This window comes from Microbacterium sp. ABRD28 (assembly GCF_003850245.1).
In the GTDB taxonomy this organism is placed as follows: Bacteria; Actinomycetota; Actinomycetes; order Actinomycetales; family Microbacteriaceae; genus Microbacterium.
This window is the reverse complement of the sequence record NZ_CP031015.1, coordinates 358776-382226: the sequence shown is the minus strand read 5'-3', so window position 1 is coordinate 382226 and position 23451 is coordinate 358776. Positions and strand designations below refer to the sequence as shown.

The window sequence follows — 23451 nt, the reverse complement described above, 5'->3', positions numbered from 1 at the left end:
GGAATCGACGGGTCGCGCGTGCGTGGGGCGGGCGCCGGAGCGCGACCCGTCAGGCGCGCGGCTCGATGCGCAGGACCTCGGGAGAGCCGTCGATCGTCAGGTCATCGATGACACGGATGCTGCGGGCCACCTCATCCACGAAGGGGATCACCGTCCCCACGCGCTCCCGGTCGGAGCACACCGCCGTCAGCGTGACGAGGTGGGTGCCGGTGTCCCACGTGTAGGTGGCGAACGGGGGAGTGCGAGGCTCGGGCGGAAGCGCCATCACCAGGCGCTCGCCGACACCCAGATGGGGGTTGGAGAACGATTCGGTGTCGTCGTACTCGATCGGCATCATCGCCCGCGCGGTGCGCAGCTGCGGGGTGAGCTCCTGCAGCTGAGCCATGAGGACGACGAGCTCGGGATCGGCCTTCCACACCCAGATCAGAAGCCGGCCGTCTGCGCGACGCATCAGCAGCGGTGCCGCCTGACTCATCATCCAGGCCATCCCGCGGCTTCCGGGGCGCTCCTCGGCGCCCATCGCCCGATTGGCCTGGCCCAGCAGCATCCGGATCGCCGCCTTGCGATGGCGACGCCCGCGGAATCCGAGCGAACCGGTGACGGGAACCCAGCGGTCGGGGGAGGCATCGGCCTGGAGTCGAGGCATGCCCCCAGGGTAGGCGCGCGGCCTGCGCAAATCCTCGACGCACGCACCGCCCGAGCCCCACTCCTCGGGGGAATGCCCCGCCTCGATTAGAGTGGGACCGCCGCGCGACCCTGCGCGGCGCCATCTTCCGCCGCAGAGAACAGGCACACCTCCCGTGACCACCCCCGCGACGCCCGATGACCCCACACGCTCCGACGCCGAGAAGCGACCGCTCCGGGTCCTCATCGGCTGCGACACCTTCGCTCCCGACATCAACGGTGCCGCCCGGTTCGCCGAGCGCCTGGCCGCCGGCCTCGTGGCCCGCGGCCACGACGTGCACGTGATCGCCCCCAACAGCGCCTACCGCAAGAGCCCCGCCCACACCGAGGTGATCGAGGGCGAGCCGATGACGATGCATCGCCTGCCCTCGGTGCGCTGGCCTCCGCACGACTGGCTGCGCTTCGTCTGGCCCTGGCGGTCGAAGCACTACGCCCGACAGGTGCTCGACGAGGTCAAGCCCGACGTGGTGCACATCCAGTCGCACATCGTGATCGGTCGCGGACTGTCGCGCGAGGCGCGCAAGCGCGGCATCCCGATCATCGCCACCAACCATGTGATGGCCGAGAACATCCTCGACTTCACCACGCTCCCCGACGCCATGAACAAGGTGGTGCTGAAGCTCGCGTGGGCCGACGCGCGGCGCACGTTCCAGATGACCCGTGCGGTCACGACACCCACCCGCCGCGCCGCCGATTTCCTCGAGTCGACGATCGAGATCCAGAACGTCATCCCCATCAGCTGCGGCATCGACCGGTCGAATTACGCCCCCGACCTCACGCCGCGCGACCGCAATCGTGTGCTCTTCGTCGGTCGCCTCACGAGCGAGAAGCACATCGACGTGCTGTTGAACGCGGTCGCGACGCTGGATCCGGCCCTCGACGTCTCGGTCGACATCGTCGGCGGCGGCGATCAGCGCAAGAACCTCGAGAACCTCACCGCCCAGCTGGGGCTGGCCGATCGCGTCACCTTCCACGGTCATGCGTCGGAGGAGGATCTTCGGGCCATCTACTCGCGGGCGAGCGTCTTCGCGATCGCCTCGATCGCCGAGCTGCAATCGATCGCCACGATGGAGGCGATGGCCTCGGGCCTGCCGATCGTCGCGGCCAACGCCGTCGCGCTCCCTCACCTCGTGCACGACGGCGAGAACGGCTACCTGTTCGAGCCGGGGAACGTCGCCGAGATGGCCGACCGGCTCACGGCCGTCCTCACCGCCACCCCCGAGGAGCGGCAGCGCATGCAGCAGGCCTCGCTCGACGGGGTGGTCGTCCACGACATCGGCCGCACCCTCGACACCTTCGAGGCCCTGTACCGCGGCGAGCCCATCCCCCAGTGAGGCGCCCCGCGTGCACATCGTGATGTTCGGCGACCAGCACGTCGAGTCCTCCGGGGGTGCGCAGGTGTCGATGAGGCTGCAGCGACGATTCCTCGAGCGCGCCGGGCACACGGTGACCATCGTGCAGCCGCGCCTGCATGCCCGCAGGGTCGACGACCCCGCCTTCCTCGACCTGCCGTCGGTGCCGGTCACCCTCGATCGCGAGTACGGCATGACACTTCCCACACGGGCCGCCGACCACGCCGTCGATGCCGGGATGGCCGCACGCCCGCCGGTCGACGTCGTGCACGTGCAGGGCGACTTCTGGGGTGCGATCCTCGGCCACCGGTTCGCCGCCCGTCACGCGCTGCCGCTCGTGCACACCATGCACAACCGGGTCGACGTCGGGATCGCGGCGACGACGCCGTTCCCCCGCCTGGCGCTGCGTGCGCTCAACGTGTGGGCCAGCGGGGCGATTCTCCCGCGCGAGCCGAGGGAGCCCGGAACGGACGGGTGGGCCTATCTCCGCCGGTTCGCCGCACGCGCCGCGGCGGTGACCGCTCCGTCGTCGCACTTCGCCCATCGCCTCATGGCCCATCACGTCCGTCCCGGTGGTGCACCCGAGCGCCACGTCGACGTCGTGTGGAACGGCATCGATGACGAGATGCTGGATGCCGCGCGCGCCGCCGGCCCGCCTCGCCCGGCGCATCCGCGACCCCGCCTGGTGTGGGTCGGTCGGATGAGTCCGGAGAAACGCCTGCTGCCCTTCCTCGACGCGCTCGCCGACTCCGGCGTCGCCGCCGACGTGACCGTGATCGGCGGCGGCGGTCAGGCCCGCGCGGCGCGACGACTCGTGTCGCGGCGCCGGCCGGCGGCACGTGTGACCTTCGCCGGGCGGCTGCCCTACGCCGAGACCCTCCGTCGCCTCGCCGCCGCCGACGCGGTGGTGCAGAGCTCGATCGGCTTCGAGACGCAGGGGATGACGGTGTTCGAAGCCGCGTCGCTGGGCACCCCGGCGATCGTGGCAGACCCCGACATCGCCGACGAGCTCGGCGAGGGGGTGTGGCGCGTCGGCGCCGAGCCGAACGCGTTCGCGCTGACCCTTCGCGATGCCGTCTCCGACATCGCCGCCGGGCGCGCGCCGCGCCCGCAGCCCGAGATCGCCGAGACGTTCCGGCAATCGTCTCGGACCGCGGCGATGGTGGCGGTGTACGACCGGGTCAGGCGGCGCTGAGGATGAGCGGGTAGAGCACGTTCCACAGCACCGCGCTCAGCAGGGCGAAGCCGCCGGCGCCGAGGGCGATCGCCGCGAGCACGGGCGATCGGTCGCGCCGGAAGAGGCCGACCAGACCCAGGACGACGGTGACGAGGGCCACAAGCCCCTCGACGATTCCGAGGATGCCCGTGATCGGGCCGAACAGGTCGTAGGTCTGCGACAGCAGGATGCCCACCTGCACGAACAACTGCAGCACGAGGAGCAGCACCAGGACGGCGGCGGAGATGATCGCGGCAAGCCCCCACGGATTCCTGCCGCCGCGAGTGCCGCCGGGTGCCGGGGCCGCGCCGGCGGGTGCGTAGCCGGGCGGTGGGGCGAAGGCGCCGGCAGACGCCGCGGGTGAGGTGCTCGGCGCAGGTGTGGGCTCGGAGGGAGTGGGGTAGGACACGGCGACCTCATCTCATCGAGGTACCGAGTCTAGGGTCAGGGCAGTCGGGAGCCGTCGGTCGGCACGCGGCGGTAGCCGTCGCGGTGCACGGCGATCGCGGAGGCGACGATGCCCCACACCGAGGCGGCGGCGAGAAGGATCAGGAGTGTCATGGCAGAAAAGCTACGCTTGGTGTGATCCTGCCAATAGTGGCAGAATGGACACCATCCGAATGATTTCTGCCATACCGTGAGGGTGGTACGGGAGGGACCTGCAATGAAGACCGTTGCCTGCATCGTCACCGACGGGTTCGCCCCGTTCGAGTTCGGCGTCGCCTGCGAGGCCTTCGGGCTGGATCGCTCGGCGGACGGCGTGCCGAACTTCGACTTCCGCGTCGTGACGCCCGAACCGGGCCCCGTCCCGTCGAAGCTCGGCTTCTCGATCAATGTCGACGCCGACCTGGGTTTCGCCGACGAGGCCGATCTCGTGGTGGTCTCGCCCACGCCGCGCGAGTACTGGGGTGACCCCGACCCGCGCGTGATCGAGGTCATACGCCGCGCGGTCGATCGCGGCGCGTGGGTCCTGAGCGTCTGCAGCGGCTCGTTCGTGCTCGGCGCCGCCGGCGTGCTCGATGGACGACGGGCGACGACGCATTGGATGTACGCAGCGACGATGGCCGAGATGTTCCCCGCCGTCGAGGTCGACCCCGACGTGCTGTACGTGCAGGACGGCCGCATCATCACCAGCGCCGGCACAGCCGCCGGTATCGACGCGTGCCTGCACCTCCTCCGGCAGGAGCTCGGCGCGGAGCTGACCAACAAGATCGCCCGGCGCATGGTCGTTCCGCCGCAGCGCGACGGCGGTCAGGCCCAGTTCATCGACAAGCCGCTGCCGATCTCGACGTCGCAGTCGCTCGCGCCCGTGACCGACTGGATGCTCGACAACCTCCGCAGTGACCTCACCGTCGAGCAGCTCGCCGCGAAGGCCCACATGTCACCGCGTACGTTCGCGCGGCGCTTCAAGGCCGACCACGGCGCCACCCCGGCGGCGTGGCTCGCCCGGCAGCGCCTCATCCACGCCCAGCGGCTGCTGGAGACCACCGACCTCGGCCTGGACCGCATCGCCTGGGAGAGCGGCTTCGGATCGGCCGCCGTCCTGCGACAGAACTTCGCCCGCACCCTGGGGATCACCCCGACCGCCTACCGTGATCGGTTCTGCTGCATTGGAGAGAGCTCGACCACGAAAGAGACGGATGCCGCGGCGCACGTCGTCGCCGCGGCATCCGTCCTTCAGCCCGTGGGCTGAGGCGTCAGCGCGCTGCCGCCTCGGTGTGGTGGCCGTGGTCGTGGAGGAATCCGCCTCCCGGCGTCGACGGACCGCCCGTGGTCCCCTGAGACCCGTCGCCGCCGCCGGTGAGGATCGAGGTGTCGAACGCGAACGTGACGATCGCGGATGCCAGCGCGTCGGAGTTCACATCCAGCGCAGTGCGGTTGACGTTGCCCGTCAGGCGATTCTTCACCGAGCGGGCGAGGTCTTTGTAGAGCACCTCGTCCTGGCCCTCGCCGGTGAGGTTGTCGCACAGCTGGTGGTAGCACGGGTCGTACGCCACGCCGGCGAGGCCCCCGAAGCGAGCCGCCTCCTCTTCGGTCTTGATCCCCTCGGCGCCCGTGAACAGGCCGCCCGCCGGGATGCCGACGGCGATGAAGGGCCCGTAGTCGGAGCGCCCGGAGAACTCGGTGTCCTGGAACGGCACGCCCTGCGAGGCGTAGAACTGCTCGAAGACGTCCTCGATCTCCGCCGAACCGGCGGGGATGAAGCCCTCCGGGGCGGTGCCGCTGGAGTTGTCGCCGTCGTACACGCCGTAGACGTGGTTCGGCGAGCCGATCATGTCGAAGTTCAGGTAGAGGGCGATGTCGTCGATCTGCTCCGGCGTGAGGTTCGACACGTAGTAGTCGGCCCCGAGAAGGCCTTCCTCCTCCGCGCCCCACCAGGCGAAGCGCACGGTGTTCGTGGGATCCACGCGCTGCATCTGGATCGCCGTCTCGAGCAACGCAGCGCTGCCCGATCCGTTGTCGTTGATGCCGGCGCCCGCCTGGACGCTGTCGAGGTGCGCTCCCGCCATCACGACGTTCCCGTCGTCGCCGGTGTTGGTCTCGGCGAAGACGTTGGAGGTGATGCGCTCCTCGGAGAAGTAGTCCACCGTCACGGTGACGGTCGCGCCGGGGGTCGCGGCGAGATCCTCGCCGACCGCAGACGACGTGAACACGGCCGGGATGGTCAGGCCCGTGGCATCCCCGCTCATCTGGACGAGCCCGGCACGGCCGTCGTTCGTCACGATCACCGCGGAGGCTCCGGCGGCCTGGGCGTTGAGTGCCTTCACGACGAAGTCGCACGTGCCGCGCTGGACGAGCGCCACGCCACCGGCGGGGAAGCCGGTGAAGTCGTCGGCCTCGCACCCGCTCGTGCTCGTGCCGTCTGCCGGGAAGGGTGTCACCAGATCGACGGGCACGAGAGCGCCGGTGGCCGTTCCTTCCGGCGCAGCGGGGTCGAAGCCGTTGCGGAGGAAGTCCTGCCCGTCGACCCACGTCGTGGCCGGATCCTGGCGGCTGAGCGCGCTGTTCTCCTCGGTGTAGGTGAAGGGGAACTCCTGGACGACGGGCTCGTAGCCCGCTCGGGTGAGCTCCTTGACGATGTAGTCGACGGATGCGTCGTAACCGGGCAGACCCGACGCGCGGTTGCCGTCGTTGGCGTCGGCGATCTTCTGGAACTGCCGGAGGTGATTCATCACCTGGCTGATCTTGACGGCCTTGACGATCTTCTCGGGCGTGTCGGCAACCGGTACGGCAAAGGCCGGTGCGGCCAATCCCATGGTGGCGATCACGGCTGTGGCGGCGGTGACCGCTGCGATCCTGCGCTTCGTGAGCGGCATGGCTCTCCCTTCGGATGTCGGCGACCTCGTCGACGCCGACCATCCCGACCGTAGTGACGCGGGGGCGGCCGGGGAAGGGGAATCTTCGCAGATGAGAGGGGTCTCATCCGCGGAGACCGTTGCCGCGCGACCGGCGCGCTGGTAAAGTTGAGTCATAACGACTCAGGTTTTCACCACCTGGGCACCCAGACTTTCAGGAGAACCGATGCAAGCCACGCAGATGCCCGGGCAAGAGGAGCAGCAGAGCGCCCTCGAGCAGTTCGGGATCAACCTCACCGACCGTGCCCGCCAGGGCAAGCTCGACCCCGTGATCGGACGCGACAGCGAGATCCGCCGGGTCAGCCAGGTGCTCACCCGGCGCACCAAGAACAACCCGGTGCTGATCGGAGAGTCCGGTGTCGGCAAGACCGCCGTCGTCGAGGGCCTCGCCCAGCGGATCGTCGCCGGCGACGTCGCGGAATCGCTCAAGGACAAAGAGCTCATCACCCTCGACATCTCCGCCCTCGTCGCCGGGGCGATGTACCGCGGGCAGTTCGAGGAGCGCCTGAAGAGCGTGCTGAAGGAGATCACCGAGTCCGAGGGCCGGATCATCACCTTCATCGACGAGCTGCACGTGCTGATGGGTGCCGGAGGCGGCGAGGGATCGGTCGCCGCCTCGAACATGCTCAAGCCCATGCTCGCCCGCGGCGAGCTGCGCCTCATCGGTGCGACGACGCTCAACGAGTATCGCGAGTTCATCGAGAAGGATGCCGCGCTGGAGCGTCGCTTCCAGCAGGTGTACGTCGGAGAGCCGTCGGTCGAAGACACCGTCGCGATCCTGCGGGGCCTGAAGGAGCGGTACGAGGCGCACCACAAGGTCGCGATCTCCGACGGGGCGCTCGTCGCCGCGGCATCCCTCTCCCATCGCTACATCCCCAGCCGCCAGCTGCCCGACAAGGCCATCGACCTCATCGACGAGGCCGCCTCGCGCCTGCGGATGGAGATCGACTCGGCGCCGCTCGAGATCGACGAGCTGCGCCGTCACGTCGACCGGCTCAAGCTCGAGGAGCTGGCGCTGAAGAAGGAGAAGGATGACGCCTCGCGCGAGCGTCTCGCGGTGCTGCGCGACAGCCTCGCGGGGGAACAGGCGAAGCTCGACGAGCTGCAGGCGCGGTGGGAGCGGGAGCGGTCGTCGCTGAACAAGGTCGGCGACCTGAAGACCCGGCTGGATGCTGCGCGCATCGAGGCCGAGCGCGCGCAGCGCGAGGGCAACCTCGAGAAGGCCTCGCGCATCCTCTACGCCGAGATCCCCCGGCTCGAGCGCGACCTCGTCGAGGCCGAGCGCGAGGAGCCCGCCGGTGACCGGATGGTCAACGACCAGGTGACCGAGGAGGACATCGCCGCCGTGATCGCGGCGTGGACCGGCATTCCGGTCGGTCGCCTCATGCAGGGCGAGACCGAGCGCCTGCTGCACCTGGAGAAGGAGCTGGGCAAGCGCATCATCGGTCAGCGCGAGGCGGTGCGCGCGGTGTCCGACGCGGTGCGCAGGTCTCGCGCGGGCATCAGCGACCCGAACCGGCCGACGGGGTCGTTCCTCTTTCTCGGCCCGACCGGCGTCGGCAAGACCGAGCTGGCCAAGGCGCTCGCGGAGTTCCTCTTCGACGACGAGCACGCCATGGTGCGCATCGACATGTCGGAGTACGGCGAGAAGCACTCGGTCTCGCGGCTCGTCGGCGCTCCTCCCGGGTACATCGGGTACGAGCAGGGCGGTCAGCTCACCGAGGCTGTGCGGCGGCGTCCGTATTCGGTGGTGCTGCTCGACGAGGTCGAGAAGGCGCACCCCGAGGTGTTCGACGTGCTGCTGCAGGTGATGGATGACGGGCGCCTGACCGATGGGCAGGGGCGCACGGTCGACTTCAAGAACGTGATCGTGATCCTCACCTCGAACCTGGGGTCGCCGATCCTCATCGACCCGACGCTGTCGACCGAGGTCAAGCGCGAGCAGGTGCAGGCGCTGGTCCGTCAGGCGTTCAAGCCGGAGTTCATCAACCGCCTCGACGACATCGTGATCTTCCAGGCCCTCACCGAGGACGACCTCGCCCAGATCGTGGAGCTCGCCGTCGACCTGCTGCAGCGGCGGCTGAAGGACCGGCGTCTGACGCTGGCCGTCACTCCCGACGCGCGCGCGTGGCTCGCCGAGCGCGGGTACGACCCGGTGTTCGGGGCGCGGCCGCTGCGTCGTCTCATCCAGTCCGAGATCCAGGACCGCCTCGCGATGGCGATCCTCTCGGGCGGGGTGCGCGACGGCGACCTGGTGCGCGTCGACGTCGCCGCCGACGGGTCGGCGCTGGTGCTCACCAGCGACGGTCCTGCGGCGGGGTCGGGCGGCGGAGCGGCAGAGGAGGACGAGGTCATCGAGGCGATCCTCGAGGACTGACCCCTCCCTCCCCGCGAGGGTGCACTCGTCTGCGCGAGAGTGCGCCCCCTGCCCGCGAGAGTGCACTCCCTGCCCGCGAGGGTGCGCCCCCTCCCCGCGAGGGTGCACTCGTCCGATAGCTTCAGGGAATGCGGATCGTCCGGGCGCTGTGGGGGTCGTCCCATCCCGGACCGACCCTCGTCGTCACCGCGCTGTCGACGGGTCTCGGCATCGCCGCGGGGCTGGAGGCCTGGCGCATCGCGCTGCTCGCTGCCGCCGTGTTCTTCGGCCAGCTGTCGATCGGCATCTCCAACGACGCGATCGACGCCGACCGCGACCGCGCGGTCGGCCGCACCGATAAGCCGATCGCCCGCGGAGACGTCAGCGGCCGGGTCGCGTGGATCGGTGCGATCGTCTGCGTCGTCGTGGCGTTGACGCTGTCCGCACCGCTCGGGTGGGGTGTGCTCGTCGGCAACGGCGTGATCATCCTCTCGGGCTGGATCTACAACCGACCCTTGAAGTCGACCCCGCTGTCGATCGTGCCGTTCCTCGTCGCCTTCGGAACACTCCCGTCGCTGGCGACCCTCGCAGCCTCGCCGCCGGCGCTCGCACCCGCGTGGGCGACGCTCGCCGGTGCGACACTCGGTGCCTCGGTGCACCTGACGAACGTGCTGCCCGACCTCGATGCCGACCGCAAGACCGGGGTGCGGGGGCTTCCCCACCGGATCGGGGCGCGCGCATCGACGGTGCTCGCAGCGCTCGGCGTCGTCGCGGGGGCGCTGGCCGTGCTGCTCGGACCGGTCGCCGGCGACGCGGCACGAATCGCTGTGGTGTCGTGGGTGCTGTTCGCAGCCGTCGTCGCGCTGGCGGTTGCGACCGTCGTGCTGACGGTGAACCGCGCGCCGGGGCGGACGCTCTTCCGGCTGGTGATGCTGTCGGCGCTTCTCCTGGCGGTCCAGCTCATCCTGTCGGGCGGCGCCTTGAGAGGATGACACGCCCGGCCGGCGGTCGCCGGGGAGCGGATGCCGCGCCCTACCCTGTCGGAATGGACCGGATCTACGTCGAGACGGCGATCGCCGCGGACGTCGAGACGGTATGGCGCTTGACCCAGGACCCCGTCTCACACGCTCGCTGGGACATCCGCTTCTCGCGCATCGATCCGGATCCGCGTCCGGAATCGGATGCCACGACGCCGACCCGTTTCCGATACGAGCGGCGCACGCCGTTGCACACGGTGCGCGGCACCGGCGTCAGCGTCGGGGAACGCCAACGTGCCGACGGCACCCGGACGTCGGCCCTGCGATTCCACACGCGAGACCGACTCTCGCCGATCCGTTCCGGTCACGGCTTCTGGCGGTACGTGCCCGACGGGGATCGCACCGTCTTCCTGACCGGATACGACTACACGCCCGGGTGGGGGCCGCTCGACCTGATCGTCCGCCCGCTCCTCGGCTGGGCGACGGCGTGGAGCTTCGACCGGCTCCGGATCTGGATCGAGACCGGGGTCCCGCCCGAGCGGTGGCCCCTGGTGAGCGTCGTGTGGTGGTGGCGGCGTGACCGCCCGCGCGCGGCGAGGTGCGCGAGGACGCCGACCCGTGCCCGTCGTGGATCGGGCGTCGCCACGGCGCCGGCGACCCTCGAGGCTCTTCCCGACCCGAAGGATGGCGCGTGATGTCGATGTTCGCCGAGGTGCTTGGGAGCGACTTCACCCGATTGCATCCCATGATGCAGCGGCGCTTCGGGGTGGGGCTCGCGTCGGCCGAGGCGTGCGTCGGGCGCGGGGTGATGTCATCCATCCGGCGAGGACCGTGGTGGACCGTGCCGTTCCTCCACATCGGCCGGCTCCGCAACATCCTCGTCCCCGATGTCGGCGAGAACGTGCCGTTCGTCATCGAGAACTATCCCTACCGGGATCCGTTCGGGCGTGAGACGGTCACCTTCGTGCGCGAATACGCCGTGCGCGGCACGCGACGGCGGTTCGACGCCACGATGATCCGAGACGCCAACCGCATCGTGGACTACCTCGGCACTCACCAGCACCTCGCGGTCGACCTAGACCTCGCCGTCGACGACCGCGGCGGGCTCGAGCTGCGGTCGGACGCGCAGCGGTTCTACGAGGGCCCGGTCGCGTTCTCGTTCCCGATGCTCTTCAGCGGCCGGGCGGTCCTGAGGGAGTGGTTCGACGAGTCGGACGAGCGCTTCCACGTCGATCTCGAGGTGCGAAACGCTCGGTTCGGCTTCCTCTTCGGCTATCGCGGGAGCTTCACGTGTGAATGGATGCCGGCGACCGACGCTCCGCCGAGGCTCAAGCCCCGGCGGCACGAGCGCCGGACCTGAGGGTCAGGGGGCGACGACGCGGAAGGTGCAGGCGCGGGCGCGCGGAGTGATCGTCTCCTCGACCGATGAGGGCGCGTCGGCGTACTTCGCCCAGAGAGCCTCGTCGATGCGGTCGTTGATCGGGTCGTCGACAGGCACGGGCTCGAGCGCGACGCGCTCACGCGGAAGCTCGAGGGCGGCTTCCTTGTCGCGTTCGGCCACCGCGCCGTCGCGCATTGCGAACGCGACCTCGCGACCGGCCGTCACGTGGCGATACCACCACGCCTTCTCGCCGTAGGCGGAGCGCACATAGGGAACGCCGTCGATCACGACGGCCCAGATCGGGGTGGCGGTGGGCGACCCGTCCTGGCGGCGGGTGATGATCGCGACGACCTGCGTCGCGTCGAGGTGGTTCACGACATCGGAGAAGCTCACGAAACCACGCTACGCGTCGACGGCGAGGCCGGCCAGCGCGTGCACCCTCGCGGGTAGGGAGTGCACCCTCGCGGGTGGGGAGTGCACCCTCGCGCTGGGGCGGGCGCCCTCACGCGTCGAGGTCGAGGCCCATCGCGTAGGCGTGGGCGAACGCGCGACCACCCGGCCCCGCGAGGAGCACGCGCAGCGCCGCTCGGCGCGCCCGATCCCCGGCTGCGCCGAGCGGTCGCCCGAGCCCGGTGTTGAGCGACGCCAGCATGGCCGCGCGCCGCGCGGAGGCGACCCGGCGCCGCTCCCATCGCGCGAGCTCGGCATCGGGCGCGTCGCCGCGCCGCGCCCACGCCGCAACGAGCGGTGCGAGCGTGGCGGCATCCAGCAGCCCGAGGTTCATCCCCTGCCCGCCGATCGGGCTGACCTCGTGGGCCGCGTCGCCGATCACCACGACCCTCCCGCGTCGCAGCCGCGGCGCGACGGCCCGGCGCACCCGGAACGACGTCGCCCCCGTGATCGAGGCTGCCTCATCCGCCCCGACGCGGTCGGCGACGGCCGCCCGCAGCCGAGCGGTCCGCGCGGCGGGGGCGTCTTCGTCAGGCGACGGATCCCACGCGACGAACCGGCGCAGTCCACCCGGCATCGGGAACGACTCCAGAACGCCCCCGCGGTCGAGGTGCACCTCGGCGACCGGCCGGCCGCCGGCCGGTGCGTCGGACATGAGATACCGGTCGGCGTATTCGCGCACGGCGACGGCGCCGGGGCGGTAGACGAGATCGCGCGCCCCCGCCCCCGAGGCCACGACCACCACCGCCGCGCGCATCTCGCCGGGCCCCTCTGCCCGCTCGACATCGATCCGGACCGCCGCGCGCTCGGCCACGACACCTCGCACGGTGACCCCCCGGTCCACGTCCGGCGCGGCATCCGTCAGAACCCGTTCGGTCGCGGCCTGGGGCAGGGTCGCGACGAAGGGGAAGCGGCGCGACAGCCGATCGAAGCGCACCACCCCCAGCACCTCGCCGTCCGCGCGCGCCTCCCCCCGATCCACGCGCAGCGCCTCGGCGAGCAGGCGCTCGGTGTATCCCCCCGGTTCGAGGGCGGCAAGCGACGGCGAATGAAGCCCGATCGCCCGTGATCCGGGCCCCGCGACCGGCCGACGCTCGATCACCGTGACGTCGCAGCCGAGGCGTCGCAGCTCGGCGGCTGCCAGCAGACCGACGGGTCCGGCGCCCACGACGACGACGTCAGGCATGGCGGGCCTCCGCCACGGCCAGCACCCGGAACGGTGCCGGCTGTTCGACCCGCCACCCCGGCCCGAGGGCGGCTGCGAGCTCGGGGGCGGTATACGAGCGACGGATGCTGCGGAGCCCGTCCGTCCGCAGGAACGAGCCCGGGGCGAGCGGCGTGATCCCCACGGCATACAGCCCGTACGCCAGGTGCCCGCGGGCGATGTCGCCGTGCAGCACGACGCCGCCGGAAGGTCCCTGAACCAGTGCGAGCGAATCATCGCGGAACGCCGCGAACGCGGCCGGGTCGAGGTGGTGCAGCACGTGGTTGGAGAGCACGAGGTCGAACCGGTCGCCGCGTGATCGCAGCGTGCCCGAGTCGGTGGCCTCGAACCGTATGCCCGAACCGGCATACCGCGTCGCGACCGACACCGCCCGCTCATCGGGGTCGACGCCGAGCCACTCGGCCGCCAGCCCGTCACGGCGCGCGAGCGCGGCGAGCCGGGCGATGACGTCGCCCCCGCCGCATCCGAGATCGAGCACCCGGGCCGGGCGTCCGAGCCCGCGCAGATACGGCGCGACCCGTGACCGGTACACGGCGCCCCATCCCGATACCAGGCGGTTGACCACCGCGAAGCGGCGGAGGGTCGCATTCAGGCGCGAGAGATCGCACGCGGGGTCGTCCATGAGCTCCCGCAACTGCGTGTCGCGCACCGCGAGGGTCACGCGTGCCCGCCGGTGCGCGCGGTGAGCAGAGCCGATTCCACGGTCAATCCCGGGCCGAAGGCGAGCGCCGCCACGCGGTCACCCTCGCCCAGATCGCTCTGCAGCAATCGCTGAAGGATGAACAGGATCGTCGCGCTCGACATGTTGCCGTAGTCGCGCAGCACCGCGCGCGACTCGTCGAGAGCGGTATCCGAGAGCTCGAGACCCTGCTCGACCCGGTCGAGCACGCTTCGACCGCCGGGGTGCACGGCCCACGTCGTCGGCTGTTCGCCGCCGAGGAATCCCCCGACGGCGTTCCGGATCTCGCGTCCGATGATGCGGGGGACTTCGGCCGAGAGGGTCATGAGGAAGCCCTCGTCGCCGATCGTCCAGACCATGTCGGACTCGCCCTCACTGGTCAGCGTCGTGGCGAAGCGGTCGAGCTCGAGCGTCGCGCCGGGTGCCCCGGCCGCCAGATCAGCGCGGGCAGTGACGATCGCTGCGGCCGATCCATCGGCGAACACCGACGCGGCCACGATCTGCTGCGGGTCGTCCGAGGCGCGGATGTGCAGCGAGCAGAGCTCGGTGCACACGACCAGCACGACGGCCTCCGGCTGGGCCGCGCAGATCCGCGCGGCCGCACGAAGCCCGGGAAGCGCCGCCGCACAACCGATGAACCCGAGGTGATACCGCTCGACGGTTGTGCTCAGCCCCAGATCGCGGACGAGCCGGTAGTCCGGGCCCGGCGCGAAGAAGCCCGTGCAGGAGACGGTCACGACATGGGAGACATCGGATGCCGCGACCCCGCCGTCCTCGAGCGCGGCGCGTGCGGCCCGCGCGGAGAGTTCGGGTGCGAGCGCCGTGTAGGCGGCGTTGCGGTCGCCCGTCGACGGCCGGTTGAGGGCTCCTGCGGCGCTGATGAACCCGCCGCCGGGGGCGGCCGGCGCGGCCGCTTCTCCGACCGACCCGAACTCGTGCAGGACGGTGTGCCGGCGATCGATCGCCGCGGCGTCGAAGGCGGCGCCGATCAGCCGGCCGGTGAGCCGGTCGACGCCGGGCTGCCGGACGAAGAAGTCGCGCACATCGCTCTGGGCGAGCGCGGTGGCGGGAACCGCCGTGCCGATGGAGAGGATGCGTGCGACCATGCTCACACTCAACCACGCCCGGCACCGGGTCGGGCCGGGGCTTGCGTCCCGTGGGAACGGCTCCTAGGCGTCTGCGTGCGCGTCGGGCAGCTCTCGCATCCCCCAGAAGGGGCCGATCACCACGAACAGGCACGACAGCAGTTCGCCGGCTGCGGCGATCCACAGGGTCGGCACTGTGCCGATCCAGGTGCCGAGGGCGCCGGCGACGAGTGCGGCGATCGGCATCACGCCCCAGACGACGAAGCGGATCGAGGCATTCATCCGCCCGAGCAGGCGCGCGGGGGTGATGCGCTGCCGGAATGTGACCTGCGTGATGTTGTAGAGCAGCACCGAGAAGCTCAGCGCGAAGAACTGGATGACCAGCAGGGGGAAGGCGAGCTCGGGGACGAGCGAGATCGCGGGGAGGAAGAACGGCACCAGGCAGAAGATGATGGCGCTGATCGGGATGGCGCGCGCCTCGCCGATGAGCTTCACGATGTGCGGCGTCGCGATGGCGCCGAGGAGGCCCCCGACGGCCGAGAGCGAGAACACGATGCCGAGCATCTCGGGGGAGAGACCGAGCTCGCGCAGCACGAAGATCGGCAGCAGCGTCGTGGCGATCGTGCCGAAGAAGTTCGCGGTGCCGGTCGTGCAGACGATGCGGCGGAGCAGCGGATTGCCGAACACCCAGCCGAGTCCCTCGCCGATCTCGCGGTGCAACGGACGGCGGCTCTCGCGCTCGTGGGGCGGTTCGTGGTCGCGGGTGAACAGCAGGGCGACGAAGGAGGCGAGGTAGGTGGCCACCGTGGCGAGGATCGCGACGGGGGCGGCGAGGACGCCCACGAGCCAGCCGCCCACCGCCGGCCCCGCGAGCCCCGCGACCTGGTGGGTCGCCTCGAGCTTGCCGTTGGCCTCGGCGATCTGGCCCGGCCGTACGAGCGAGGGGATGAGGCTCTGGTACGACACATCGAAGAAGACGGTGGCGACACCCATCACGAGCGCGACGGCGATGAGGTGCCAGATCTCGAGGATCCCGGCGAACCACAGCAGCGGCAGCGAGCCGAGCGCGAGCGCCCTGACCAGGTCGGCCCAGATCATGACGTGGCGCTTTCGCATCCGATCGATCCAGGCGCCGGCGGGCAGGCCGACGATGAGGAACGCGGCGACGTTGGCGGCGTTCAGGACGCCGACCTCCCACTCGGTCGCCTGCAGGAGGATGACGGCGAGCACCGGAATCGCGAGTTCGGTGATCTGCGAGCCGAACTGGCTGAACGCCTGCCCGGTCCACATCGTGAGGAAGTTGCGGTCACGCCAGAGCGATCCTTTCGCTGCGGTGTCGACCGCGACTGATTGAGACATGTCGATCAGTGTGACCCGCTGATTGAGGAAAGTCAATCGGTGTGGTTGAGTGAGGGGGTGAGCGGCGGACGGGTGGAGCTGCGCCCCGGCGATCCTGAGACCGAGGCGCGGATGCGCGCGCTCAGCTCGCCTCTGCGTCTCCGGGTGCTGCGCCTGTGCGCGTTCGAGGCGCGCACGAACAAGGAGCTCGCAGAGCTGCTCGGGGTGAACCCCGGGACGATGCTCCACCACGTGCGGACCCTGGTGAACACCGGCTATCTCGCCCCCGAGCCCGAGCGCGCCGGTGCGCAGGGCGCGCGAGAGGTGCCCTACCGGGCGACCGGCCTGTCGTGGCGGACCTCGATGCCGGGGGGCTCGCACGTGCTGGTCGAGACGTTTCTGCAGCAGATCGAGGGGGTCGCCGACGATGACCTCGACACGACGTGGCTGGGGCTGAAGCTCAACGACGCCCACAGGGAAGAGCTGCAGGAGCGGCTCTACGCGCTGGTGAACGAGTTCAAGGAGCGCGGACCCGACCCCGACGGCGAGACGTACTCGCTCTTCACGGTCCTGCACCCCGACAAGAACCCGCCCGCCGCGCACACGTGACCCCAACTCCTGCAATCCGCGCCCAGAACCGCGCATAACGCCCCGAGGCCGGCGGATCTGCCGATTCTGCAGGAGTTCGGGACGAGCGCGCTCGGCGTTCCCGGCCTACGCCTCCTCGATCAGCTCGAAAGCGCGGCCGGTGCCGTCCTCCGCCGCGACGAGGGGGCCGAGCTCGGCCGCGCGCGGCCGGCACCGGAGGGCCTCGTCGATGGCGTCACCCGCGTGCCGCGCTGTCACCCGGCGCCGGGAGAGCGGGGCGGCAGCGAGGCCGCGAGCCTGCAGCGTCCGGGCCCAGAAGGGTTGATCCGCCAGGAACGGCACGATCACCGACGGTGTGCCGGCGCGCACGGCGGCCTGGGCGGTCCCCGCACCACCGTGATGCACCGCCACGTCGACGAAGGGGAACACCTGGTCGTGCGGAGCGTCGTCGATGACCAGCACGTCGTCGCCCCGCAGTTCGGGCGGCACGTCGGCACCTCCCCAGCCGCGGAGCACCAGGGTCTGCCGTCCGCGCTCGCGCGCCGCCGCGACGAACGCCGCACCCCGCGCGAGCGGATCGCCCTGTGCCATCGACCCGAAGCCGACCGACACCGAGGGTCCGCGGGCCAGGAACGCCGCCACCGCGGCATCCGATCGCCCGTCGGAGCGGCCGCTCCAGGCGCCCGTGAGATGAGCTGTCGGAGGCCAGTCGGCCGGGCGCGAGAGGATCAGTGGGCTGATCGGAAGAAGTGTGGCCCGGGGCGCCCGCGGCCGAGGATCGCCGAGCACCCGCGCCGCCTCGCGCAGCTCTCGCCGGAACATCGACGCCGCGGCCCCGCCCGCGCGGTAGGTGAGGCGGTTGAGGGGACCCAGGTCGAACGACACCGTTCCCGCGGCCGGGAAGTCGCGGGTGGGAACGGTGGTGGGCACGGTTTCGACGGCGAACAGCTTCGCCCCGAGGCGCGCCGCGATGAGGGGAGCCGAGAGCACCTTCGGGTGGGCGATGACCGCGTCGGCTCCGTGGGCGAGCCCGATCTGCGCCGACCCGACGATCACCGCCCGCATGGTCGGGCGGACGACCGAGGAGAAGTTCCGCATGGCCTGGCGGATGGATGTTCCCTGAGCGGCGATCATCGCCTGGAAGTCCGCTCCCAGCGAGGCCGTCTGAAGCCCGTCGAGGTCGACGCCGGAGTTGTCCGGGATCGCGAGCGTGACCTCGTGGCCGCGCTCCCGAGCCCGGCGAGCCAGTGCGGCGAAGGGCTCGACGTCTCCGCGCGACCCCGCTGTGAGCAGGAGGAGCTTCACGGTCGAACCCCGCGGGCGAGGAGCGGGCCGATGGCCGCCAGACCGCTGTGGAGGCGCAGGAGCACGTCGGCGTCGACCTCTTCTCGTTCGAAGCGGCGGGCAATGAGGCCGCCGAGGAGAAGGGGGGCGAGCGAATAGGCGGTGAGCGCGACGCGGGCGTCCTCTCGCGCCGCCGCTGTGGCGTCGGCGACCATCCCCTCGGTGTCGAGGACGCGATCGGACGACGCGACGAGCGCGTCGAACACCGCGGCTGCGCCGTCGCCGCCCTCGATCAACGCGCGTGCGATGTAGCGGACGTGAGGCGTCAGGTGTTCCGCCGCGGACCGGCGGCTCGCCTCGTCGTCGGGTGAGCCCTTGTGGGTCACGGCGTGGAGCGCGGCGGCGTCGCAGGCGCGACGAAGGCCGGCTTTGTCGGTGAAGTGGTGGATGACCAGCGCCGCGCTCACGCCCGCCTCGGCGGCGATCGTGCGGACGGAGCAGGCGAACCCGTCGCGGGCGAAGCACGCCACCGCGGCATCGAGGATGCGCTGGCGCGTGACGTCGGAAGCCGGGGAGGGAGGTGTCACGAAGCACATCATTGAACAACTGTTCAACGCCTGTCAACAATCAGACGCCGTCAGCCCTGGACGCCGCCCGCCGAACGCGCCAGGCTGGCACCGACACCACTCGGGAGGATCCATGTTCACCACCGACCACGCTTTCCCCGGCTTCAGCGTCGACGACATCGAGGCGGCGCGCCGCTTCTACGGCGACACGCTGGGCATGACGGTCTCCGACAACGACATGGGCTTCCTCGTGCTCGACGTCGCCTCGGGCGGCCGGGTGCTGATCTACGACAAGCCGAATCACGAGCCCGCAAGTTACACGATCCTGAACTTCCCGGTGCGAGACCTCGGCGCCGCCGTCGACGACCTGAACGCGCGCGGAGTGAACACGAAGATCTACTCCGACGACGAGTTCCCCACCGATCACCGCGGCATCGTCCACGCCACCGACAACGGGCCCGACATCGCCTGGTTCCGAGACCCGGCCGGCAACGTGCTCGCCGTCTTCCAAGACGACGATCTGCCCGGATGACGACCGCGCTGCCCGCCCCGCCGACGCACCCGCCGCTCTTCGACGACGACTTCTCGCGCGGGCTCGACCCCGAGCGGTGGGTGGCGCACTACCTCCCGCACTGGACGACGCCCGACCGGTCGGAGGCGCGCTACGCCCTCAGCCGCGCCGGGCTGCAGCTGCGCATCGACGCCGATCAGCTCGACTGGCGACCCGAGGACGCGCCGCTGCGCGTCTCCAACATCCAGACCGGCTCGTTCTCAGGTCCCGTCGGGTCGACGATCGGCACGCACCGCCACCGCGACGACGGTCTGACGGTGCGTACCGAGACGCCGTCACGCCTGCTCTGGGCGCCGACGTCGGGTCGGGTCGACATCACCGTCTCGGCCTCGCGCGACCCGGACTGCATGCTCGCCGCGTGGTTCGTCGGCACCGAGCACCTCTCGGCCGCCGACGCCGGCGAGATCTGCGTCTTCGAGATCGACGCCTCCGCGATCGGTGACTCCACGACTGCGCGCACCGGCATCAAGGCGCACAGCGACCCGCGGCTCACGAGCGACATGAGCGAGGTGACGCTTCCGTTCGACGCCTCGCGCCCGCACACGTGGACGGCGATCTGGGGCGACGGCGAGACGGTGATCGGGGTCGAAGGGAAAGTGATCAAACGGATGCCGCAGGCCCCCGCCTCACCGATGTTCCTGCTCATCGATCTGTTCGAGATCGGACCGCCTTCGGGCGCCTATCCGAAGTCGGCGACGGTGCACCGGGTGCGCGCGTGGGACGGGGGAGTCAGCTAGCCGGGTCGACTACGGCCGCGGCCACGCCGCGGGACCGTCGGTGCCGGCGGGGTACTCGTCCAGCGGCACCTCGCCGCTGCGCCACGCGTCGAGCACGGGCTGCACGATCCGCCAGCACTGCTCGGCCGCGTCACCGCGGACGGCGAGCATCGCATCGCCGTCGAGGATTCCCGACAGCACCTCGGCATAGGCCTTGAGAGTTCCCTCGCCGAGGTCGGCGATGAGCGGGGCGCGTTCGAGTTCGAAGGCGTTGCCGTCTCCGCTGACGTTCAGTTCGAGCGTCATCCGGTCGGGACCCAGCGCGAAGCGGAGCACGGTGGGCTCCGTGCTCCCGGTGAGACCGTCGGGCAGGTGGCGCACCGGCTTGAACCGCACGATCACCTCGCGCTCCGCGTCATCCAGCGCCTTCCCCGACCGCAGGGTGAAGGGCACTCCCTGCCACCGCGCGTTGCGCACCTCGAAGACGACCTGGGCGAGCGTCTCGGTGTCGCGTGCCGCATCCACCCCCGGCTCATCGACATACGACGGGAGGGGGCGCGCCTGCACGACGCCGGCGGTGTAGCGCGCGCGGCGCGAGGAGGCCACCGGATCGTCCTGCCAGACGTCGGTGGCGCGGAGGACCGCGCCGGTCGCCTCGCGGAAGTCGATCTCCGACAGTGACGCCGGGGGCTCCATCGCGACGATCGCGAGCACCTGCAGGAGGTGACTCTGGATCATGTCCACCAGCGCTCCGGCGTGGTCGTAGTACCCGGCCCTGCCCTCGAGCCCGAGGGTCTCGTCGTAGCCGATGAAGATCGACTCGATGTGCTCGGCCGACCACACCGGCTCGAGCACCCGGTTCGCCAGGCGCGCACCGAGGATGTTCAGGGTCGTCGAGCGGCCGAGGAAGTGGTCGATGCGGAAGACCTGCGACTCGGGGACGATCTTCGCGACGGTCTCGTTCAGGGCGCGGGCGGTCTTCTCATCGCTGCCGAACGGCTTCTCGATCGCGAGGATGAGGCCCTCGGGAACCTCCAGCCCGGTCAGCGCCTGGCACGCGCGCTCGGTGATCGCCGGCGGCACGGCGAAGTACAGCGCGACCCGGCCGTCGTTGCCGCTCATGAGCGCGGTGAGATCGGCGGGGTCGGTGATGTCGGCTCTCGTATAGGTCGTCGCCGCCACCGAGGGGAAGGCCTTCTCCGATCCGGTCGTGGCGAACGACGCCTTCACGACCTCGCGCCAGTGGTCGTCATCCCAGTCATCCATTCCCGCGCCGCGGAGGTGGATCCGGCGGTCGGACTCACGGGTGAGCAGCTGCCCGAGGGCGGGGAGGAGGAGCCTCGAGGTGAGATCTCCGGAGGCCCCGAGGATGATCAGCGTGGTCAGGTCGGTGGCCGTCTTCTCCGCAGCGCTCATGCTCGCCACCCTAGTTCGTCGATGGGGCTTCTCACCGCGAAGAAGAGGGGGGATGCCGGGACTCCGGCATCCCCCCTGGCGCGGCGCCTCAGGCGGCCAGCGCCTCCCGCAGCTTGACGCGTGCCCCCATGCGCAAGAGCGAGTTCTCGTAGATCTTCGCGCCGACGAGGATCGCGCCGACGCAGGTCGCGGCGAGGATCGCGAGCGACACCAGCGGCTCCCACCACTGCGCCTCGCCGAGGAAGAGTCGCATCGGCATGCCCACGGGTGCCGAGAACGGCACGTAGGACATGATCGTCAGCACCAGCGAGTTGTCGTTGAAGAAGATGACCAGGAAGTACGGCGCCATGATCAGCATGGTCAACGGCGTCGTGGTCGACCCGATGTCCTCCTGCCGCGACACCATCGCCGCCGCCGCGGCGAACAGTGCGGCCAGCAGCACGAAACCGAAGAGGAAGAACACGGCGAACCAGGCGATCGGCGCCCCGAGGCCCTGCAGCAACGCGGTCTGGTCGGTGACGGTGAGTCCCACGACGGCGACGGCGGCGAGCACCAGGATCTGCCCCACCGCGAGGACCGTGTTGCCGATGACCTTCCCGGCCAGAAGGGCGCGTGTCGGCACGGCCGAGATCAGCAGTTCGACCACGCGGGTCTGCTTCTCCTCGACGACGCTCTGCGCGATGGTGCCGCCGAAGAGCGACGCGGCGAGGAGGAACACGATGCCGAACCCGAGGGCGACGAAGTAGCGCAGGAGGGGGTTGGTCTCATCCGGGTTCAACAGCTCCACGGGCGGCACCTGCGCCAGGGTGAGCATGAGGTCGGTGGGCGGACTCGAGTCGGCGATGATGACGAAGCCGAGCGGCGACGACGAGTCGCCCACGACCGCGGCGTCGACGTCACCCGAGGCGACGAGATCCTCGGCCTGGGCGCGGTCGCTCACGTCGGTGACCTCGAGCCCCTCGACGCCCTCGACGTACTGCGACGCGTTGCTGGTGACCGCGACGGGCGTGCCCGACGAGTTCCCGGCGGTGAAGCCGCCCCAGATCACCAGGGCGAGCGCGCCGAGGATGAGGATCGCGGTGGAGATGACGAAGGCCTTGCTGCGCAGCTTCGACCCGATCTCGCGCTCGGCGACCAGCCACACGCTCTGCGCGGTGCTGGGTGCGGTGGGCAGGGTGGACGTGCTCACTGGATGACCTCCTTGAAGATCTGGGCGAGGGTGGGATGCTGCGGAGCGAAGCTCGCGACATCTCCCTGGGCCACCGCGCGGCGGAGCACCCGCTGCGCGGCTTCCTCGGAATCGACGTCGAACACGGCGTACCCGCCGTCGAAGTCGACGACGTTCACGCCGGGTTCGTCGCGCAGCCACCCGGCGTCGCCGGCCGACACGAGCTCGTACCGGTGGGCCGAGTGCTCCGCGCGCAGGGCGTCGCGGGCGCCGGCGGCGCGCACGCGGCCACCGGCGATGATGACGAGGTCGTCGCACAGGCGCTCGACGACGTCGAGCTGATGCGAGGAGAACAGCACCGATGTGCCGGCCGCGGCCCGCTGCTGCAGCACGCTCGCGACCACGTCGACCGCGAGGGGGTCCAGCCCCGAGAACGGCTCGTCGAGGATCAGCACCTCGGGCTGATGCACGAGAGCGGCGGCGATCTGGGCGCGCTGCTGGTTTCCGAGCGACAGCGTCTCGATGTTGTCGTCGAGGCGCTCGCCGAGGCCGAGCTCCTGGAGCAGTGCGGTGGCGCGGGCGGTGGCGTCGGCCTTGGAGAATCCGTGGAGGCGCGCGAGATAGACGATGTGCTCGAGCACCTTCATCTTCGGGTACAGCCCCCGCTCCTCGGGCATGTACCCGAAGCGGCGGCGGTCGGCGGAGGTGACGGGAGATCCATCGAGCGTGACGGTGCCGGCATCTTTGCCCAGGACCCCGAGGACGATGCGCATCGTCGTGGTCTTGCCGGCGCCGTTGCCGCCGACGAAGCCCGTCAGGCGTCCCGGGCGCACGTCGAACGACACGTCGTCGAGCGCGCGGCGGCCGCCGTACGCCTTGGTGATGCCTCTCAGTTCCAGCATGGGTGCTCCTTCTGGTCGGGACCGGCGGGGGATGACATCGACGCTACGGAGAACGTCGCGCCGCGACATCCGTCCCCGGGCGGGTTTCGCGCTCGCTCGGCCCTCCCCCCTGCGGGGGATCCCTCGACATCGAGAGAAAAT

Annotated in this window: 23 protein-coding genes; 10 read left to right on the top strand and 13 right to left on the bottom strand. The window is 70.7% G+C overall.

What is annotated here, in order from left to right:
• Positions 1-49 precede the first annotated feature (49 nt).
• Positions 50-646, bottom strand: coding sequence for a hypothetical protein (locus tag DT073_RS01915; protein WP_124291857.1), 597 nt, complete (start codon positions 644-646; stop codon positions 50-52).
• 154 nt (positions 647-800) lie between these two features.
• Here DT073_RS01915 and DT073_RS01910 point away from each other — a divergent pair, with 154 nt between their 5' ends.
• Both DT073_RS01910 and DT073_RS01905 read left to right on the top strand, forming a co-directional pair.
• A complete protein-coding gene (locus DT073_RS01910) occupies positions 801-2018 on the top strand; it encodes a glycosyltransferase (RefSeq protein WP_124291856.1) in 1218 nt (405 codons plus the stop codon).
• 10 nt (positions 2019-2028) lie between these two features.
• Positions 2029-3231 (top strand): glycosyltransferase, encoded by a 1203-nt coding sequence (locus tag DT073_RS01905; RefSeq protein WP_124291855.1) that lies wholly within the window; start codon positions 2029-2031, stop codon positions 3229-3231.
• Here the strand turns inward: DT073_RS01905 and DT073_RS01900 are convergent.
• Positions 3218-3661 carry a hypothetical protein gene (locus DT073_RS01900; protein WP_124291854.1) on the bottom strand — a complete coding sequence of 148 codons (444 nt, stop codon included), beginning with the start codon at positions 3659-3661 and terminating at the stop codon, positions 3218-3220. The two genes, DT073_RS01905 and DT073_RS01900, sit on opposite strands and share 14 nt — an antisense overlap.
• A gap of 255 nt (positions 3662-3916) precedes the next feature.
• Here DT073_RS01900 and DT073_RS01895 point away from each other — a divergent pair, with 255 nt between their 5' ends.
• A complete protein-coding gene (locus DT073_RS01895) occupies positions 3917-4945 on the top strand; it encodes a GlxA family transcriptional regulator (protein ID WP_124291853.1) in 1029 nt (342 codons plus the stop codon).
• A gap of 4 nt (positions 4946-4949) precedes the next feature.
• Here DT073_RS01895 and DT073_RS01890 read toward each other — a convergent pair whose 3' ends face one another.
• Positions 4950-6569 (bottom strand): M28 family peptidase, encoded by a 1620-nt coding sequence (locus DT073_RS01890; RefSeq protein ID WP_124291852.1) that lies wholly within the window; start codon positions 6567-6569, stop codon positions 4950-4952.
• A 205-nt stretch (positions 6570-6774) separates the two neighbouring features.
• Between DT073_RS01890 and DT073_RS01885 the strand changes: the two genes are divergently transcribed.
• The 4 genes from DT073_RS01885 to DT073_RS01870 all read left to right on the top strand — a co-directional run bounded on the left by DT073_RS01885 (position 6775) and on the right by DT073_RS01870 (position 11301).
• A complete protein-coding gene (locus tag DT073_RS01885) occupies positions 6775-8985 on the top strand; it encodes an ATP-dependent Clp protease ATP-binding subunit (RefSeq protein ID WP_124291851.1) in 2211 nt (736 codons plus the stop codon).
• A gap of 128 nt (positions 8986-9113) precedes the next feature.
• Complete coding sequence (locus DT073_RS01880; RefSeq protein ID WP_124291850.1) at positions 9114-9956, top strand: UbiA family prenyltransferase; 843 nt, start codon at positions 9114-9116, stop codon at positions 9954-9956.
• Positions 9957-10009: 53 nt separating this feature from the next.
• Entirely contained in the window at positions 10010-10636 is a 627-nt protein-coding gene (locus DT073_RS01875) for an SRPBCC family protein (protein ID WP_124291849.1), read from the top strand.
• Positions 10636-11301: a DUF4166 domain-containing protein gene (locus tag DT073_RS01870; RefSeq protein ID WP_124294297.1), complete on the top strand. Its 666-nt coding sequence runs from the start codon at positions 10636-10638 to the stop codon at positions 11299-11301. The genes DT073_RS01875 and DT073_RS01870 overlap by 1 nt, the downstream gene beginning before the upstream one ends.
• A gap of 3 nt (positions 11302-11304) precedes the next feature.
• Here the strand turns inward: DT073_RS01870 and DT073_RS01865 are convergent, their stop codons facing one another.
• The 5 genes from DT073_RS01865 to DT073_RS01845 form a co-directional block, all read right to left on the bottom strand.
• Positions 11305-11715 (bottom strand): DUF2255 family protein, encoded by a 411-nt coding sequence (locus DT073_RS01865; protein ID WP_124291848.1) that lies wholly within the window; start codon positions 11713-11715, stop codon positions 11305-11307.
• A gap of 109 nt (positions 11716-11824) precedes the next feature.
• A complete protein-coding gene (locus tag DT073_RS01860; RefSeq protein ID WP_124291847.1) occupies positions 11825-12958 on the bottom strand; it encodes an FAD-dependent oxidoreductase in 1134 nt (377 codons plus the stop codon).
• Complete coding sequence (locus DT073_RS01855; protein ID WP_124291846.1) at positions 12951-13658, bottom strand: methyltransferase domain-containing protein; 708 nt, start codon at positions 13656-13658, stop codon at positions 12951-12953. Before DT073_RS01855 ends, DT073_RS01860 begins: the two co-directional genes overlap by 8 nt.
• Positions 13655-14782: a type III polyketide synthase gene (locus tag DT073_RS01850; protein WP_124291845.1), complete on the bottom strand. Its 1128-nt coding sequence runs from the start codon at positions 14780-14782 to the stop codon at positions 13655-13657. The genes DT073_RS01855 and DT073_RS01850 overlap by 4 nt, the downstream gene beginning before the upstream one ends.
• 63 nt (positions 14783-14845) lie before the next feature.
• Positions 14846-16120, bottom strand: a complete 1275-nt coding sequence (locus tag DT073_RS01845) for an MFS transporter (protein ID WP_124291844.1) — start codon at positions 16118-16120, stop codon at positions 14846-14848.
• 57 nt (positions 16121-16177) lie between these two features.
• Here DT073_RS01845 and DT073_RS01840 point away from each other — a divergent pair, with 57 nt between their 5' ends.
• Positions 16178-16708: a winged helix-turn-helix domain-containing protein gene (locus DT073_RS01840; RefSeq protein ID WP_240638688.1), complete on the top strand. Its 531-nt coding sequence runs from the start codon at positions 16178-16180 to the stop codon at positions 16706-16708.
• A gap of 105 nt (positions 16709-16813) precedes the next feature.
• Here the strand turns inward: DT073_RS01840 and DT073_RS01835 are convergent, their stop codons facing one another.
• Together DT073_RS01835 and DT073_RS15930 are read right to left on the bottom strand one after the other, a co-directional pair.
• Positions 16814-17992, bottom strand: coding sequence for a glycosyltransferase (locus DT073_RS01835; RefSeq protein ID WP_124291843.1), 1179 nt, complete (start codon positions 17990-17992; stop codon positions 16814-16816).
• Positions 17989-18558: a TetR/AcrR family transcriptional regulator gene (locus tag DT073_RS15930; protein ID WP_240638687.1), complete on the bottom strand. Its 570-nt coding sequence runs from the start codon at positions 18556-18558 to the stop codon at positions 17989-17991. The genes DT073_RS01835 and DT073_RS15930 overlap by 4 nt, the downstream gene beginning before the upstream one ends.
• A gap of 112 nt (positions 18559-18670) precedes the next feature.
• Between DT073_RS15930 and DT073_RS01825 the strand changes: the two genes are divergently transcribed.
• A complete protein-coding gene (locus DT073_RS01825; RefSeq protein WP_124291842.1) occupies positions 18671-19069 on the top strand; it encodes a VOC family protein in 399 nt (132 codons plus the stop codon).
• Positions 19066-19845: a LamG domain-containing protein gene (locus DT073_RS01820; RefSeq protein ID WP_124291841.1), complete on the top strand. Its 780-nt coding sequence runs from the start codon at positions 19066-19068 to the stop codon at positions 19843-19845. The genes DT073_RS01825 and DT073_RS01820 overlap by 4 nt, the downstream gene beginning before the upstream one ends.
• Before the next feature lie 9 nt (positions 19846-19854).
• Here DT073_RS01820 and DT073_RS01815 read toward each other — a convergent pair whose 3' ends face one another.
• From DT073_RS01815 to DT073_RS01805, 3 genes are all read right to left on the bottom strand, one after another.
• The gene (locus tag DT073_RS01815; RefSeq protein ID WP_124291840.1) at positions 19855-21240 is read right to left on the bottom strand and encodes a glucose-6-phosphate dehydrogenase; all 1386 of its coding nucleotides are present in this window, start codon (positions 21238-21240) and stop codon (positions 19855-19857) included.
• Between the two features lie 88 nt (positions 21241-21328).
• Entirely contained in the window at positions 21329-22429 is a 1101-nt protein-coding gene (locus tag DT073_RS01810) for an ABC transporter permease (RefSeq protein ID WP_124291839.1), read from the bottom strand.
• Positions 22426-23310 (bottom strand): ABC transporter ATP-binding protein, encoded by an 885-nt coding sequence (locus DT073_RS01805; protein ID WP_124291838.1) that lies wholly within the window; start codon positions 23308-23310, stop codon positions 22426-22428. Before DT073_RS01805 ends, DT073_RS01810 begins: the two co-directional genes overlap by 4 nt.
• Positions 23311-23451 lie beyond the last annotated feature (141 nt).